Here is a 13,772-nt window from a genome sequence, read left to right on the forward strand (position 1 = left end):
TGTCCGTGGGTGCGGCGGCGGGCGGGTCAGCCCTCGGGGCGGTGCAGCAGGGCGAGCGCGACATTGTGCACGGCGTCGAGATCGGCCGGGTCGGCGAGCCTGGCCGTCCCGCCGGTCACCGCGTACCACTCGTCGGCGTCCTTGTACTGCACGGTGAGCGTGGCCTGGCCGTCGGCGTACCTGGACTTCAGGGTCAGCTCGCCGGTCACCACGCCGACCTCGTCGGTCATCACCCCGCCGGGGCCGGCGACCAGGTCGGCGGTCAGCTCGCGGGGCCCGCCGGTGCCGCCCGCGTCGGCGGTCATCCCCGCGCCCGGCACCCCGGCCGGGGCGGCGGGCTGTCCGTCGGCGGTCATCCCGGCGGTGGCGGCCCCCGTGCCCTCCGGTGCCGCGTCGGCTGCCGTCGCCGGTGTGGCGGCCGGGCCGGTCCCGGCGTCGGCACCGGCCGGCGGTGTCAGCGCTTGCTCGCCCATGTGCAGCCCCCCAACATGTCGGTGATGGCGGCCTTCTCGGCGCTGGTCACCGTCAACTTCCAGTGGTGCTTGACCTCTACCCAGTGTTCCGCGTACGTGCACCAGTAGGCGCGGTTCGGCGGTTTCCACTGCGACGGGTCCTGGTCACCCTTGGACCGGTTGGAGCTGGCGGAGACCGCGAAGAGCTGCGGTCGGGTCAGGTCGTTGGCGAAGTCGCCGCGCTTGGCGTCGTCCCACTCGTCGGCCCCGGAACGCCACGCGTTGGCCAGCGGCACCATGTGGTCGATGTCCACGTCGGAGGGGTCGGTGAAGGTCCGCCCGTCGTAGACGCTCTCCCACCGCCCGCCGACCACGTTGCAGCCGGAGAGGCGGATGTCCTTGCCGTCGCGCTGGAGCACGCTGTCCCGCACGTCGCAGTTCTTGCCGGTGTCCCGCCAGTGCGGGAACCGGTTGCGGCTGTAGCCCTTCATCGAGCCGGCCTCGGCGACGGTCAGCTCCGAGAGCTGCTCACCGACGTTGCCGGAGCTGCCCGGTGGCGCCTCCGGCTCCTCCACCGAGACGTCACAACCACCCGCGCCGAGGGCGAGCAGCGCGGCAAGGGCCGCCGCCACCGCCGCGCGGCCTCCTGATCTGGTACGCACAGACGACACCTTTCCAGCTTGCGGGCTTCCGGCGATCCCGCACAGTACCCAAGGCACGGTTTCCGTGTTTCGTGGCGTCTCCGGTCGAGGGCGTGCAGATTGGTACCCATGACCGCACCCGCTCACGCGCTCCGTATCCGTACCACGGCCGGGCGGGGAACGCTGCTCGCCGCGATCCTCGCCTCGGGCATGGTGTTCCTGGACAGCACCGTGGTCAACGTGGCGCTTCCCCGGCTGGGCGCCGACCTCGACGCGACCGTCGCGGGTCTGCAGTGGACGGTCAACGGGTACGCGCTGATGCTGGCCGCGTTCGTCCTGCTCGGTGGGTCGCTGGGGGACCGGTTCGGCAGGCGGCGGATCTTCCTGATCGGGGTGGTCTGGTTCGCGGTCGCCTCCGTCCTGTGCGGGCTCGCCCAGGACACCAACCAGCTGATCGCCGCCCGGTTCCTCCAGGGTGCGGGCGGGGCGCTGCTCACCCCCGGGTCGCTGTCGGTGCTCCAGGCGAGCTTCCACCCGGACGACCGGGGTCGGGCGATCGGTACCTGGTCGGGGCTGTCCGGGGTGTCCACCGCGCTCGGCCCGTTCGTCGGCGGGTGGCTGATCGACGCGCTCTCCTGGCGGTGGATCTTCTTCATCAACCTGCCGCTCGCGGCCGGGGTGCTGCTGGCGGCGGTGCGCTGGGTGCCCGAGAGCCGGGACGAGAACGCCTCCCGCACCGCCGGCCGGCGGTTCGACATCGCCGGGGCGCTGCTCGGCGCGTTGGCGCTGGGTGGGCTCACCTACGCCCTGATCGACGCCCCGGTACGCGGCCCGCGCTCCTGGCCGCTGCTGCTCGCCGCCGTGGTGGGCGTCCTCGCCGCGGTCTGCTTCGTGCTGCTCGAACGGCACCGGGGCGAGGGGGCGATGCTGCCCACCACGCTGTTCGGCAGCCGGCTCTTCTCGGTGCTGAACGTGTTCACCGTGCTGGTCTACGCCGCGTTGAGCGGGTTCACCTTCTTCCTCTCCGTCTACCTCCAGAACGTCGTCGGCTGGTCGGCGCTGCGGACCGGGCTGGCCACCGTGCCGATGACCGTGCTGTTGCTGCTCGGTTCGGCGCGGGCCGGGGCGCTGTCGGCGCGGATCGGCCCCCGGCCGCTGCTGACCGTCGGCCCGATCGCCGCCGCCGCCGGCCTGCTGCTGTTGCGCCGGGTCGGGCCGGGTGCGTCGTACTGGTGGGACGTGCTGCCCGGGGTGCTGCTGTTCGGGGTCGGGCTGACCCTGGTGGTGGCCCCGCTGACCGCGTCGGTGCTGGCCGCCGTGGCGGACCGGTTCGCCGGGGTGGCCAGCGGCTTCAACAACGCCGCGTCGCGCACCGGCGGCCTGCTCGCGGTGGCCGCGCTGCCGCTGCTGGTGGGTCTGTCCGGCACCGGCTACGAGCAGGCCGGCGCGCTCACCGACGCGTTCCGGGGTGCGATGACCTGGTGCGCCGGGTTGTTGCTCGCCGGCGCGCTGCTGGCCGCCCTGCTGGTGCACCGTCCGGCGTCTGCCGACGGTGCGTCGGACCGGGCCGCGCGCCCGGCCACGGGCGGGTAGCGGCTCTGCCGAACTGTCACCTGGGGGTGAGGAGGGTTTCAGTCAACACCACCAAGCCGGTCGGTGACTCACACTGCACCCGTATGGCGAGTTCGTCGGTCTTCTCGACATCGACCGAAAGTTGAACCGGGGCACCCTGCCTGGTCGCCTTGCCGCCGCGATCCAGCCGGTTGACCGTGTCGTCCTCCTGTTTGGTGGAGGTGATCACTGATACGTAGGCCTTCGCCTGCGAATCGTCCGGGAAGTAGGGCCGAATGACGGTCGTGAGATCCACATAACGGCCCAGCAGTGGATAGGTGACCTCCCGGTACTTGTCTGCTGAGGTATTTCGTGGGCAGGTAATGGTGATCGGGCGCTGGTAACCGGGCTGACCGCGTAGGGCCCGTGGTAGATCCACCAAATTGTCCTTCCCGCCCTGCACTTCCAAGGTGTCGAGGTGGACGCCGTTCGGAGTGCCCTGCACGCCGGCCGGCTCCCCCGTAATCTCTTGATCGACACTTCCTCGATCGCCGGCTGTTTGGGCGGGTGCAGTAACCGTCGTCCGGCTAGCTGACGCCGAAGGATCGGAATTGGGTTCACGTTTCGTGAGATCGAGGTAGTCGCGTCCCAGCGACGCGGCGGCTATGAGGATGCCCAGTAAGGTCAGGGCAATCGTCAAGCGACGACCGCGTTTCGACCCTTCGTCGGGCTGGTGGCCACGGCTCTCTGCTGGGCGGAGGTTCTCAACGTCGGCCACGTCTCTCCCCGAATGTGATCCACTAATGCTCGGACGGCATCTATCATCCGGATGATCGGACTCCATCCCTAACTGGCTGCTGTCGTTTATGCGACAGTGGATCTCGTTGTTTCTCGGATGGAGGGGACTACAGAATTCCCTGCTACAGATTGCAGGAGGTTCTTAGTGGTTCTACCAAACGATGGGAACGCACCAAGCAGTCCGGCTGCTCCGCCGACGGCGGGCGACCAGTTGGATGCCGCTCCCCATCCGCAAGCCGTGAATTCCGATAGCCGTTCCCCCCGTGGTCGGCGCGTGGCTCTCACTGCCTTGGGAGTTTCGGTCCTGGCGCTGCTGCTGGCGTTCGGGTCCGCCTTGTTCTCCTGGCGCGCGATCGACCAGGCCAAGGACGCGAAGTCGTTCGCACTGGGTAACCGCCCGGCGAGTATCGCGCCGTCACCGAACCCTTCCGATACGGCCCCGGCCACCTCGGCACCGGCATCGGACCTCCCGTCGGAACTGCCGTCGGGGATCGACGACGTGCCGCGTTCGCCGGGCGAGGCACCGGTGCTGACCGAGCAGACCGTCTACGATCCCAAGTACCAGAAGCAGCCGATGGTCCTGCAGGCCGCGTGTGGACGCACGATGTACGCCGACCTGGACGAGCCGAGAGCCAAGAACGATGACGACCAGGCCGAGATCAGTCTGTCGACCAGCTGCAGCTCCAACCAGCCCATGCTCCGTCTGATGGACGGGGTGGAGGGCAGCGAGGACGCCCGTCCCGGCATGACGCCGAAGGAATGCGCCGACAAGATCCGTAGCGCGCTGGTCGGACGGGACGCGCCCATCCCGGTGCGCAAAGGTACCGCCCTGTGCATCACGACCAGTTACCAGGATGCGCGGGAGCGCAGGGATCAATGGCGGATGATCCTGATGCAGGTGGTCGGCGTTTCCAACGACGGCGCTGCCACGGTGGAGTTGTCGGCTTGGAACATCCCGGACTAGTTCCGTCGGGCCGCTTTCCTGCGTGGCTCAGGTGCGAGGCCCCGTGAGGGCCGGTGCTGCCCGTCACGGGGCTTGGCCTGTGGATCACGAATCGCGATGGGGCCCTGTCGAAAGACGCCAGGGCCCCATCCTCGCCTGGGATCAGGACCGGGTGCGGTTGGTGGCGCTGGTGACGGCCTTGATGGAGGCGGTGACGATGTTGGGGTCGGTGCCGACGCCCCACACGGTCTGGCCGTTGATGTCGCACTCCACGTAGGCGGCGGCCTGGGCGTCGCCACCGGAGGAGAGGGCGTGCTCGTGGTAGTCCAGCACGCGTACGGCCACCCCCACCGACTGGAGCGCGTTGACGTACGCGTCGATGGGGCCGTTGCCGACGGCGGTGAGGGTGCGTGCCGCGCCGTCGACGACCACCTGGGCCTCGATCTCGACCTTGCCGTCGACGGTGCCGATCGTGTAACCGGTCAGGTTGACGGCCGGGTCGACCTGGTGGTCGAGCAGGTAGTTGCGGGCGAAGATCTGCCACATGGTGCCCGGCTCGACCTCGCCGCCGTCGTGGTCGGTGACCTGCTGCACGACGCCCGAGAACTCGATCTGGAGCCGGCGCGGCAGGTCCAGCTGGTGCTCGGTCTTCATGATGTACGCGACGCCGCCCTTGCCGGACTGCGAGTTGACCCGGATGACCGCCTCGTAGGTGCGGCCCAGGTCCTTCGGGTCGATCGGCAGGTAGGGCACCGCCCAGGTGAACTCGTCGATCGGCACCCCGGCCGCCTCGGCGTCGCGGTGCAGGGCGTCGAAGCCCTTCTTGATGGCGTCCTGGTGGGAGCCGGAGAAGGCGGTGTAGACCAGGTCGCCGGCGTACGGGTGACGCTCGTGCACGGGGAGCTGGTTGCAGTACTCGACGGCCCGCTTGACCTCGTCGATGTTCGAGAAGTCGATCATCGGGTCGATGCCCTGGGAGAACAGGTTCAGCCCCAGCGTCACCAGGTCGACGTTGCCGGTGCGCTCGCCGTTGCCGAACAGGCAGCCCTCGATCCGGTCCGCGCCGGCCAGCAGGCCCAACTCGGCGGCGGCGACCCCGGTGCCCCGGTCGTTGTGCGGGTGCAGGCTGAGTACCAGGCTGTCCCGGCGGGGCAGGTGCCGGTGCATCCACTCGATCGAGTCGGCGTACACGTTGGGGGTGGCCATCTCGACGGTGGCCGGCAGGTTGATGATCAGCTTGCGGTCTGGGGTGGGGTCGATCACCTCGATGACCTTGCCGCACACCTCCACCGCGTACTCCAGCTCCGTGCCGGTGTACGACTCGGGCGAGTACTCGTAGTAGATGTCGGTGTCCGGGGTGTGGATCTCGGCGTACTTGCGGCACAGCCGCGCGCCCTGGGTGGCGATGTCGGTGATGCCGTCGCGGTCCAGGCCGAAGACCACCCGACGCTGGAGCGTGGAGGTGGAGTTGTAGAAGTGCACGATCGCCCGGTGCGCGCCGCGCAGCGACTCGAAGGTCCGCTCGATCAGGTGCTCCCGACACTGGGTGAGCACCTGGATGGTGACGTCTTCGGGGATCAGGTCCTGCTCGATGAGCTGCCGGACGAAGTCGAAGTCGGTCTGGCTGGCCGAGGGGAAGCCGACCTCGATCTCCTTGTAGCCCATCTGCACCAGCAGCTGGAACATCCGCCGCTTGCGTTCCGGCGACATCGGGTCGATCAGGGCCTGGTTGCCGTCGCGCAGGTCCACCGCGCACCAGCGGGGGGCGGCCTCGACGTGCCGGGTCGGCCAGGTGCGGTCCGGCAGGTCGATCCGGAACTGCTGGTGGTACGGCTGGTAGCGCTGGTACGGCATCCGGCTGGGACGCTGCCGGGCGATCTGGTCGGCGTCGGCGTCGGTGGTGACAGGTTGAGCCATGACGGAGTGCTCCCGTGGGTCAGGTGGCGTCAGCATTGCGAAGGTGTCGGCGGGTCGGGCAACGATGCCCGGACGGTTGCCGAGATGGAGTTCGGATCTGCTGGACGGCGCGGTTCGACTCCGCGACGGGGTGCCGGCCGGTCAGGCCCCGTCGCGGCGACCAAGGAGAAGGTACGCCCGCCACATGACAGAGTGACCCTACGTGATGAGCCGGGGGGTGCAAAGGTCGGTCCGGACTCTGAGACCGGAATCGCACCCGCCCGGGGCCGCCGCCGGGCCGCCGGCCGAGGTCCCGCCGCGACCGTTTCGAGCGGGGCGTCAGCCGAGCAGCAGGGCGTGGACCGGGTGCCGGCGGCGCAGCGCGGTCTCCCGCCGCAGCAGCTCTCCGGGCAGGGCGGACGGGTCGCCGAGCGGGCCCACGGCGGTCACCACCAGCGGGCGTACCCCGGTGGCCAGGTCCAGGTCGGCGGCGAGCGCGGCCCGGTCGAAGTCGCGGATCTGGCGCACGTGCAGACCGAGGGCGGTGGCCTGGACGCTCAGGTGGGCGATCGACTGGCCCAGGTCGTACGCGCACCGCTCCGGGTCGCCCGCGACGTGCGCGCCCAGCAGCAGCGCGGCGGCGTGCCGGGCCCAGCACTGGTCGGCCCCGGTGAGGCTGACCAGGATGCGTTTCCAGGTCTCGTCGTCGCGGCGGCCGAGGGCGAACCGCCACGGCTGGGTGTTGCCGGCCGACGGGGCCCAGCGGGCCGCCTCCAGCAGGGACGCCGCCTCGTCGCCGGTCAGTTCGGCGGTCGGGTGGAACGCCCAGGGGCTCCAGCGGAAGGCGAGCAGCGGGGTGAGGTGAGCCATGCGAAGAGAATCCCTTATGGGGTATTTGGTGGATTAGCCCGCTATGGCAAATGTGGTCAAGGCCACCCGTAACCCCCCGAACGGGTCAGGACGTTTGCGGGCTCGGCTCCGCCGACGAACCCGGCTCCCGGCCGAGCGGCTCGCCGGGCACCACCGGCCCGGCCAGCGGCACCGTGTCGGGTGCCGGGCCGGGCGGTCCGGCCAGGGTCAACGTGCCCAGCGCCGCCCGGACGAAGGTGGGCGTCCCGTCCGGCTGGTAGCAGTAGACGCCCACGTCCAGCGGCGGGTGCAGCGAGGCGGCGGTGCTCTCCACCACGTAGCAGGTCCCCGGCACCCCGGACGGCGTGGTCGCGGTGGAGACCGACAGCGCGGTACGCCGGTCGGTGAGCACCTCCAGCCAGTCGGTGAACGGGTGCTGCACCCGGGGGTCCAACCGGTGCGGCACCGCGTCGTCCCGGTCACCCAGCCGTACGCAGCTCGCCGGCTCGGGGCGGCCGGCCGACGGCAGGCCGCACTGGAACAGCCCGTCCGGGGTGGCGGTGAGCGCGATGTCGGCCGTCCCGTCGAGGGCGCCCCCGGGCACGTCCACCCGCCAACTGCCGTCGTTCGCGCTGGTCACGGTGATCTCGCGGGTCGGGCCGCCGGTGCCGGCCAGGGTGTACCGGGCGGTCAGGTGCCGGTCCCGGGCGGCGGCGGCCAACGCCGCCAGCTCGTCGCGGGCGCTGTCGACCTCGACGGGCGTCGGAGCGGACGGCGACCCGGTCGGCGGGGCGTCCGGCCCGTCGGAGGCGCACCCGGCCAGCAGCACCAGCACCGGCAGCACCGCCAGCACCGACCGGCCCGGCCACCCCCGGCGGCCTGGCGGTTGCGGGGGCGGTGGGATCGGATGGGGATGGGCATGCACCGGGTCATTCTGCGCCCGGCGACCGCCCCGGACGACCCCGCCCGGACCGGTGACGGGCCGGGCGTGTCAGGTCGTGTCGCCGGCCCGGACCCCGCTGCGCGGCGGTGGCCTGCGCCGGATGGTGGGATCACCCGACCCGCACTCGCGTACCGCCCGATACCCTGGGGTGGTCTGACACGCGCCGCCGGACTTCAGCCGGCGGCGTCGGCACGCTCAGGGTCGTCGCTGGGAGGGAGTGCGCCGTCGTGGCACTCGTGGTGCAGAAGTACGGCGGGTCCTCCGTCGCCAACGCCGAGCGGATCAAGCGGGTGGCCGAGCGCATCGTCGCCGCCCGCAAGGCCGGCGACGACGTGGTGGTGGTGGTCTCCGCGATGGGGGACACCACCGACGAGCTGCTCGACCTGGCCAACCAGGTCAGCCCCCTGCCGCCGGGCCGTGAGCTGGACATGCTGCTCACCGCCGGGGAGCGGATCTCCATGGCGCTGCTGGCCATGGCCATCCACAACCTGGGGTATGAGGCACGCTCGTTCACCGGCTCGCAGGCCGGCGTGATCACCACCTCGGCGCACGGCCGGGCGCGGATCATCGACGTCACCCCCGGGCGGCTCAAGGGCGCGCTCGACGAGGGCGCGGTGGTGATCGTGGCCGGCTTCCAGGGCGTCTCGCAGGACACCAAGGACGTCACCACGCTGGGCCGGGGCGGCTCGGACACCACCGCCGTGGCGCTCGCCGCCGCGTTGCACGCCGACGTCTGCGAGATCTACACCGACGTCGACGGCATCTTCACCGCCGACCCCCGGATCGTGCCCAACGCCCGGCACATCCAGCACATCACCTACGAGGAGATGCTGGAGCTGGCCGCCTGCGGCGCCAAGGTGCTGCACCTGCGCAGCGTGGAGTACGCGCGCCGGGCGGGCTTGCCGATCCACGTCCGTTCGTCATACTCGACCAACACCGGCACCATGGTCACCGGATCGATGGAGGACCTTCCCGTGGAACAGGCACTGATCACCGGGGTTGCCCACGACCGCAGCGAGGCGAAGATCACGATCGTGGGGGTGCCCGACGAGCCGGGCGCCGCCGCCAGCATCTTCGACACCGTGGCCGGTGCCGAGATCAACATCGACATGATCGTGCAGAACGTCTCCACCGAGGGCACCGGGCGCACCGACATCTCGTTCACCCTGCCCAAGGCCGACGGGCCGACCGCGATGGCCGCGCTCAGCAAGATCCAGGAGCCGGTCAAGTTCAAGGGCCTGCTCTACGACGACCACGTCGGCAAGGTGTCGCTGATCGGTGCCGGCATGCGCTCGCACCCGGGTGTCGCGGCCGGTTTCTTCGCCGCCCTCGGCGCGGCCGGCGTCAACATCGAGATGATCTCCACGTCCGAGATCCGGGTCTCCGTGGTCTGCCGGGACACCGACCTCGACCGGGCGGTACGCGCCATCCACGACCAGTTCGAGTTGGGCGGCGACTCCGAAGCCGTGGTGTACGCGGGAACCGGGCGGTAGCCCCGATGGGACCGCAGCCCACCCTGGCCGTGGTCGGGGCGACGGGGGCTGTCGGCACCACGCTGTGTGACCTACTCTCCTCCCGACGCAACGTCTGGGGCGAGATCAGGCTGGTCGCCTCGGCCCGCTCGGTCGGGCGGCAGGTGCGCTGCCGGGGCGAGGAGTTGACCGTCGGCGCGCTCACCCCCGAGGCGTTCGACGGGGTCGACGTGGCGGTCTTCGACGTGCCCGACGAGGTGTCGGCGCACTGGGCGCCCATCGCCGTGGAGCGGGGCGCGGTGGTCGTCGACAACTCGGCCGCGTTCCGGGCGGACCGCGACGTCCCGCTGGTGGTGCCCGAGATCAACCCCGAACAGGTGCACCACCGGCCCCGGGGGATCATCGCCAACGCCAGCTGCACCACCCTGACCATGATCGTGGCGATCGCCCCGCTGCACCACGAGTACGGCCTGCGGGAGCTGGTGCTCGCGTCGTACCAGGCGGTGTCGGGGGTGGGGCAGGCCGGAGTGGACGCCCTGCACCTGCAACTCGGCAAGATCGCCGGGGACCGGGTGCTCGGCTCCCGACCCGGCGACGTCCGGCAGGCGGTCGGCGACGAGCTGGGTCCGTTCCCCGCGCCGCTGGCGTTGAACGTGGTGCCGTGGGCGGGGTCGCCGGCCGAGCAGGGCTGGTCGTCGGAGGAGATGACGGTCCGCAACGAGTCCCGCAAGATCCTCGGCCTGCCCGACCTGAAGGTCTCCGCCACCTGCGTACGGGTGCCGGTGGTGACCGGTCACTCGGTCGCGGTGCACGCCGTCTTCGCCACCGAGGTCGACGCCGAGGTGGCCCGGGAGGTGCTGCGTAACGCCCCCGGCGTGATCCTGGTCGACGACCCGGAGGCCGGGGAGTTCCCGATGCCCATCGACGCGGTCGGCACCGACCCGGCCTGGGTCGGCCGGATCCGTCGGGCCGTCGACGACCCGCGCGCCCTCGACCTCTTCGTCACCGGCGACAACCTGCGCAAGGGTGCCGCCCTCAACACCGTCCAGATCGCGGAACTCGTCGTCAAACCCCGCCCCCGCCCCTAACCCACCCCCACCCACCCGCGCCCCCACCCCGACCCCGTGTCGATCAAGGAGTCGTGGTGCTCGCAAAAGGCGTGGGCCGGGGCAGAAAGCCCACCACAAGTCCATGATCGACGGGGGCGGGCGGGGCGGGGGTCAGGGGGTGGAGAGGTGGACCCGGTTTCGGCCTCGGTGCTTGGCCGCGTAGAGGGCCTGGTCGGCGCGGTGCAGGGTGCGGTCGGCCGGTTCGCCGGGGAGCGGTAGCGCCACACCGACGCTGATCGTGCGGCCGGTGCGCCGGGCGGCCTCGGTCAGCCGCTCGGCGATGCGGACCGCCTCGTCGGCGTGGGCCACCTCGATCACCGCGACGAACTCGTCGCCGCCGGTGCGGTACAGCTCGTCGCCGTGCCGTAGCGCCGCCTCCAGGGCGCGGGCCAGCCCCACCAGCAACCGGTCCCCGGCCTGGTGGCCGTACGTGTCGTTGACGCTCTTGAAGCCGTCCACGTCGATGGCGAGCAGCGCGGTACGCCCGGGGGTGGCCGCCGCGATCCGCCGCCCGAACGTGCCGGTGTGCCGCAGCCCGGTGAGCGGGTCGAGGCTGGCCTGCTCCCGGAGCTGCGCCAGGGTACGCAGCCGCTCCAGGGCGGCCCACGCCTGCCCGGCGAGCAGTTCCATCAGGTTGACCGTGGTCGGGTCGGGGTGCAGCAGCCGTTCGTCGGCGACCAGCAGCACCCCGCCGTCGTCGGGTGGGCCGACCGGCACCGACACCAGGGTGCGTACCCCGGCACGGGCCAGCGCCTGGTGTTCCTCGGTGGGCGGGCAGCCCGCCTCACCCAGGGTGTACGCCGCGCCGTACCGGTGGGCCCGCGCGACGAGCCGGTCGAGCTGTGTGGTCGAGGCGTCGGTCAGCGCGGAGCGGACCCGTGCCTCCCAGTCGGTGGGGACGGTGGTGGGCGCGGCGACGCGGGGACCGTGCCGGCCGGCGAGCACCAGCACGGCGGTGGAGAGGGTGGAGACCTCCCGGGCGGCGGTGAGCGCGGCGGTCAGCAGGTCCCAGTCGGTGGGGGCGGCGGTCATCGCGGTGGCGTGCCGGAGCAGTTTCTCGCTGCGGCTCTCGGCGGGCGGCCCGCCCAGCGCCGCGATCCGGGCACCGAGCCGCTCGGCGAGCCGGTCGGCGGTCTCCCGCCACGGCGTGAGGTCCACCGGCCCGCTCCACTGGAGGTCGAGCACGCCGATCGGCCGGCCCTGCTGGTCCCGCACCGGTACGCAGATCTCGGCGGTGACGTCGGGGCGCAGCGGCAGGTAGTCGGGGTCGGCGGTGACGTCACCGACGGTGGCCCCGACGCCGGAGGCGTACACCCGGCCGACGATGCCCGACTTCGGCGGGACGGCGGAGAAGACCTGCCAGGCCCCGGTGGCGGCGATGCAACGCAGCCGGTCGTGCACCTGGAGCAGGACGGAGATCGTGGCGGGGGCGTGCCGGGCGAGCGCGGTCACCGTCCACCGGCAGGCCTCGGCCGCGGTCGACGCCATCGACAGGCGGACCGTGACGTCCCGGACGACTCGCTCGTGATCCACGTTCTTCCAGGTGAGGAGGGCCCGGCGGGTGCCGGGGGCTGCGATCAAGCGTACTCAGCGGTGGGCGGCCGGTCGGATCACGATCAGTTTGTTCGTACACATGTTTCATCCACAGGGTGTGGACAGGGCCTGTGGGCGATAGCGTGGGGACCCCGGCGCGCGGAGGGGGCGGCATGGAACTGCTCTGGTACGTCGCCTACGGGTCGAACCTGCACGCCGCCCGGCTCGGCTGGTACCTCTCCGGTGGCCGGCCACCCGGCGGGCTGCGGTCGTACCCCGGCTGTCGGGACTGCCGACCGCCGCGCCGGACGCTGCCGGTGCTGATCCCCGGCGGCATCTACTTCGCCGGCGAGTCCCGGGCCTGGACGGGCGGGATGGCCTTCTACGACCCGGCGCTGCCCGGCGTCGCGGCGGCCCGGGGCTACCTGCTCACCCGGGCCCAGTTCGCCGACCTCGCCGCCCAGGAGATGTACCGGCCCCCCGGCGACGACCTGCCCGCGCTCGACGCGGCGGTGGCCGACGGCCGGGCCACCCTCGGCCCGGGACGCTACGAGACGCTGCTGCGGGTCGGCACCCGCGACGGGCTGCCGATGCTCACCTTCACCGCGCCGTGGCGGGCCGCCGACGTGGCGTGGACCCCGCCCGCCCCGGTCTACCTGCGGATGATCGCCGAGGGGTTGCGGGAGGCGCACGGCTGGACGCCGGCCGAGACGGTGGACTACCTGGCCGACCGGCCCGGGGTGGCCGGGCACTGGAGCCGGCACCGACTGGTCGGCCTGATCCGCCCGCCGGACGAGTGCGGATCGGTGGAAGGGACGCCGTCGCCTGACGATCGCGCCATCCATGATCACCATTAGGGTCCCGCTGCCGGGACTGGCGGACCGGATTGGCGACGCGACGCATTTCCGGTCCACGGTCGCCCGTCCGCGTCGATAACCTCGGCTCACTTTCCGTGACCGGTTCCCGTGGATGCCGGTCCGTGAACCTGTGGGGGTACGCGTGAAGCACACCAGGCTCGTCGGATTCGCCGTGGCGCTCGCCGTCGCCGTCGGCGGCCCGCTCACCGTCGCCGGACCGGCCCAGGCCGCCACCCCGGCCGTCGAGATCACGAAGGTCTACTACAACTCCCCGGGCAGCGACACCCGCTCCAACACCAGCCTCAACGCCGAGTACGTCAAGCTGACCAACCGGCGCAGCTCGACGATCAACCTGAAGTCCTGGACGCTGCGCGACAAGTCCAAGCACGTCTACACGTTCTCCGGCGACGTCCGCCTCGCCAAGGGCGCCAGCGTCTACATCCACACCGGCAAGGGCAAGAACACCTCCACCCACCGGTACTGGGGCTCCGGGAACTACATCTGGAACAACACCGGGGACACCGCCTACCTGCGCAACTCCGCCGGCACCGGGATCGACTCCTGCTCGTGGGGAAGCAAGGGCAGCTACACGTACTGCTGAGCACCGCTCGGACCCGCGGTGACCGGAGCGTTGAGGGGCGTTCTCCGGCCATCGTTCGACCGTCCCGGGAAGGGCGGCCGGCGACTTCTCGCACCGGGAGTCGCGGCCGGTCCCGGGGCGGTCGACC

The 13,772-nt window shown here is 71.6% G+C and carries 13 protein-coding genes; 6 read left to right on the forward strand and 7 right to left on the reverse strand.

Annotated elements, in window-relative coordinates:
• Window positions 1-26: 26 nt before the first annotated feature.
• Both ACN265_RS00305 and ACN265_RS00310 read right to left on the reverse strand, forming a co-directional pair.
• Entirely contained in the window at window positions 27-473 is a 447-nt protein-coding gene (locus ACN265_RS00305; RefSeq protein WP_421405685.1) for a hypothetical protein, read from the reverse strand.
• Window positions 455-1,114 (reverse strand): HNH endonuclease family protein, encoded by a 660-nt coding sequence (locus tag ACN265_RS00310; protein ID WP_088643797.1) that lies wholly within the window; start codon window positions 1,112-1,114, stop codon window positions 455-457. The genes ACN265_RS00305 and ACN265_RS00310 overlap by 19 nt, the downstream gene beginning before the upstream one ends.
• Window positions 1,115-1,222: 108 nt before the next feature.
• On the opposite strand from ACN265_RS00310, the gene ACN265_RS00315 reads away from it, so the two are divergent.
• Window positions 1,223-2,686, forward strand: a complete 1,464-nt coding sequence (locus tag ACN265_RS00315) for an MFS transporter (protein ID WP_421405686.1) — start codon at window positions 1,223-1,225, stop codon at window positions 2,684-2,686.
• Window positions 2,687-2,702: 16 nt separating this feature from the next.
• Here ACN265_RS00315 and ACN265_RS00320 read toward each other — a convergent pair whose 3' ends face one another.
• On the reverse strand, window positions 2,703-3,422 hold the full coding sequence (locus ACN265_RS00320) for a hypothetical protein (RefSeq protein WP_420117571.1): 720 nt from the start codon (window positions 3,420-3,422) through the stop codon (window positions 2,703-2,705).
• 294 nt (window positions 3,423-3,716) lie between these two features.
• On the opposite strand from ACN265_RS00320, the gene ACN265_RS00325 reads away from it, so the two are divergent.
• Complete coding sequence (locus ACN265_RS00325; RefSeq protein WP_421405687.1) at window positions 3,717-4,406, forward strand: hypothetical protein; 690 nt, start codon at window positions 3,717-3,719, stop codon at window positions 4,404-4,406.
• A 141-nt stretch (window positions 4,407-4,547) separates the two neighbouring features.
• On the opposite strand, the gene leuA is transcribed toward ACN265_RS00325, so the two are convergent.
• From leuA to ACN265_RS00340, 3 genes are all read right to left on the reverse strand, one after another.
• Window positions 4,548-6,302: a 2-isopropylmalate synthase gene (gene leuA / locus ACN265_RS00330; protein WP_204927020.1), complete on the reverse strand. Its 1,755-nt coding sequence runs from the start codon at window positions 6,300-6,302 to the stop codon at window positions 4,548-4,550.
• Window positions 6,303-6,620: 318 nt separating this feature from the next.
• On the reverse strand, window positions 6,621-7,151 hold the full coding sequence (locus ACN265_RS00335; protein ID WP_420117568.1) for a nitroreductase family protein: 531 nt from the start codon (window positions 7,149-7,151) through the stop codon (window positions 6,621-6,623).
• 85 nt (window positions 7,152-7,236) lie between these two features.
• Window positions 7,237-8,055, reverse strand: a complete 819-nt coding sequence (locus ACN265_RS00340) for a hypothetical protein (protein WP_421405688.1) — start codon at window positions 8,053-8,055, stop codon at window positions 7,237-7,239.
• Window positions 8,056-8,300: 245 nt separating this feature from the next.
• Here ACN265_RS00340 and ACN265_RS00345 point away from each other — a divergent pair, with 245 nt between their 5' ends.
• Together ACN265_RS00345 and ACN265_RS00350 are read left to right on the forward strand one after the other, a co-directional pair.
• Window positions 8,301-9,566, forward strand: a complete 1,266-nt coding sequence (locus ACN265_RS00345; protein WP_088643814.1) for an aspartate kinase — start codon at window positions 8,301-8,303, stop codon at window positions 9,564-9,566.
• Window positions 9,567-9,571: 5 nt separating this feature from the next.
• A complete protein-coding gene (locus ACN265_RS00350; RefSeq protein ID WP_204927022.1) occupies window positions 9,572-10,633 on the forward strand; it encodes an aspartate-semialdehyde dehydrogenase in 1,062 nt (353 codons plus the stop codon).
• Window positions 10,634-10,765: 132 nt separating this feature from the next.
• Here the strand turns inward: ACN265_RS00350 and ACN265_RS00355 are convergent, their stop codons facing one another.
• Complete coding sequence (locus tag ACN265_RS00355; protein ID WP_357932644.1) at window positions 10,766-12,187, reverse strand: GGDEF domain-containing protein; 1,422 nt, start codon at window positions 12,185-12,187, stop codon at window positions 10,766-10,768.
• Between the two features lie 173 nt (window positions 12,188-12,360).
• On the opposite strand from ACN265_RS00355, the gene ACN265_RS00360 reads away from it, so the two are divergent.
• Together ACN265_RS00360 and ACN265_RS00365 are read left to right on the forward strand one after the other, a co-directional pair.
• Window positions 12,361-13,044 (forward strand): histone deacetylase, encoded by a 684-nt coding sequence (locus ACN265_RS00360; protein WP_421405689.1) that lies wholly within the window; start codon window positions 12,361-12,363, stop codon window positions 13,042-13,044.
• 142 nt (window positions 13,045-13,186) lie between these two features.
• Window positions 13,187-13,645 (forward strand): lamin tail domain-containing protein, encoded by a 459-nt coding sequence (locus ACN265_RS00365; RefSeq protein WP_363650421.1) that lies wholly within the window; start codon window positions 13,187-13,189, stop codon window positions 13,643-13,645.
• The last annotated feature ends 127 nt before the right edge of the window (window positions 13,646-13,772 follow it).

Source organism: Micromonospora sp. WMMD730 (assembly GCF_049178955.1).
GTDB lineage: Bacteria > Actinomycetota > Actinomycetes > Mycobacteriales > Micromonosporaceae > Micromonospora > Micromonospora wenchangensis.

Coding starts and splice junctions, on each gene's coding strand:
- ACN265_RS00305 (WP_421405685.1), bottom strand. CDS start 473: ATGGGCGAGCAAGCGCTGACACCGCCGGCCGGTGCCGACGCCGGGACC.
- ACN265_RS00315 (WP_421405686.1), top strand. CDS start 1,223: ATGACCGCACCCGCTCACGCGCTCCGTATCCGTACCACGGCCGGGCGG.
- leuA (WP_204927020.1), bottom strand. CDS start 6,302: ATGGCTCAACCTGTCACCACCGACGCCGACGCCGACCAGATCGCCCGG.
- ACN265_RS00335 (WP_420117568.1), bottom strand. CDS start 7,151: ATGGCTCACCTCACCCCGCTGCTCGCCTTCCGCTGGAGCCCCTGGGCG.
- ACN265_RS00350 (WP_204927022.1), top strand. CDS start 9,572: ATGGGACCGCAGCCCACCCTGGCCGTGGTCGGGGCGACGGGGGCTGTC.
- ACN265_RS00360 (WP_421405689.1), top strand. CDS start 12,361: ATGGAACTGCTCTGGTACGTCGCCTACGGGTCGAACCTGCACGCCGCC.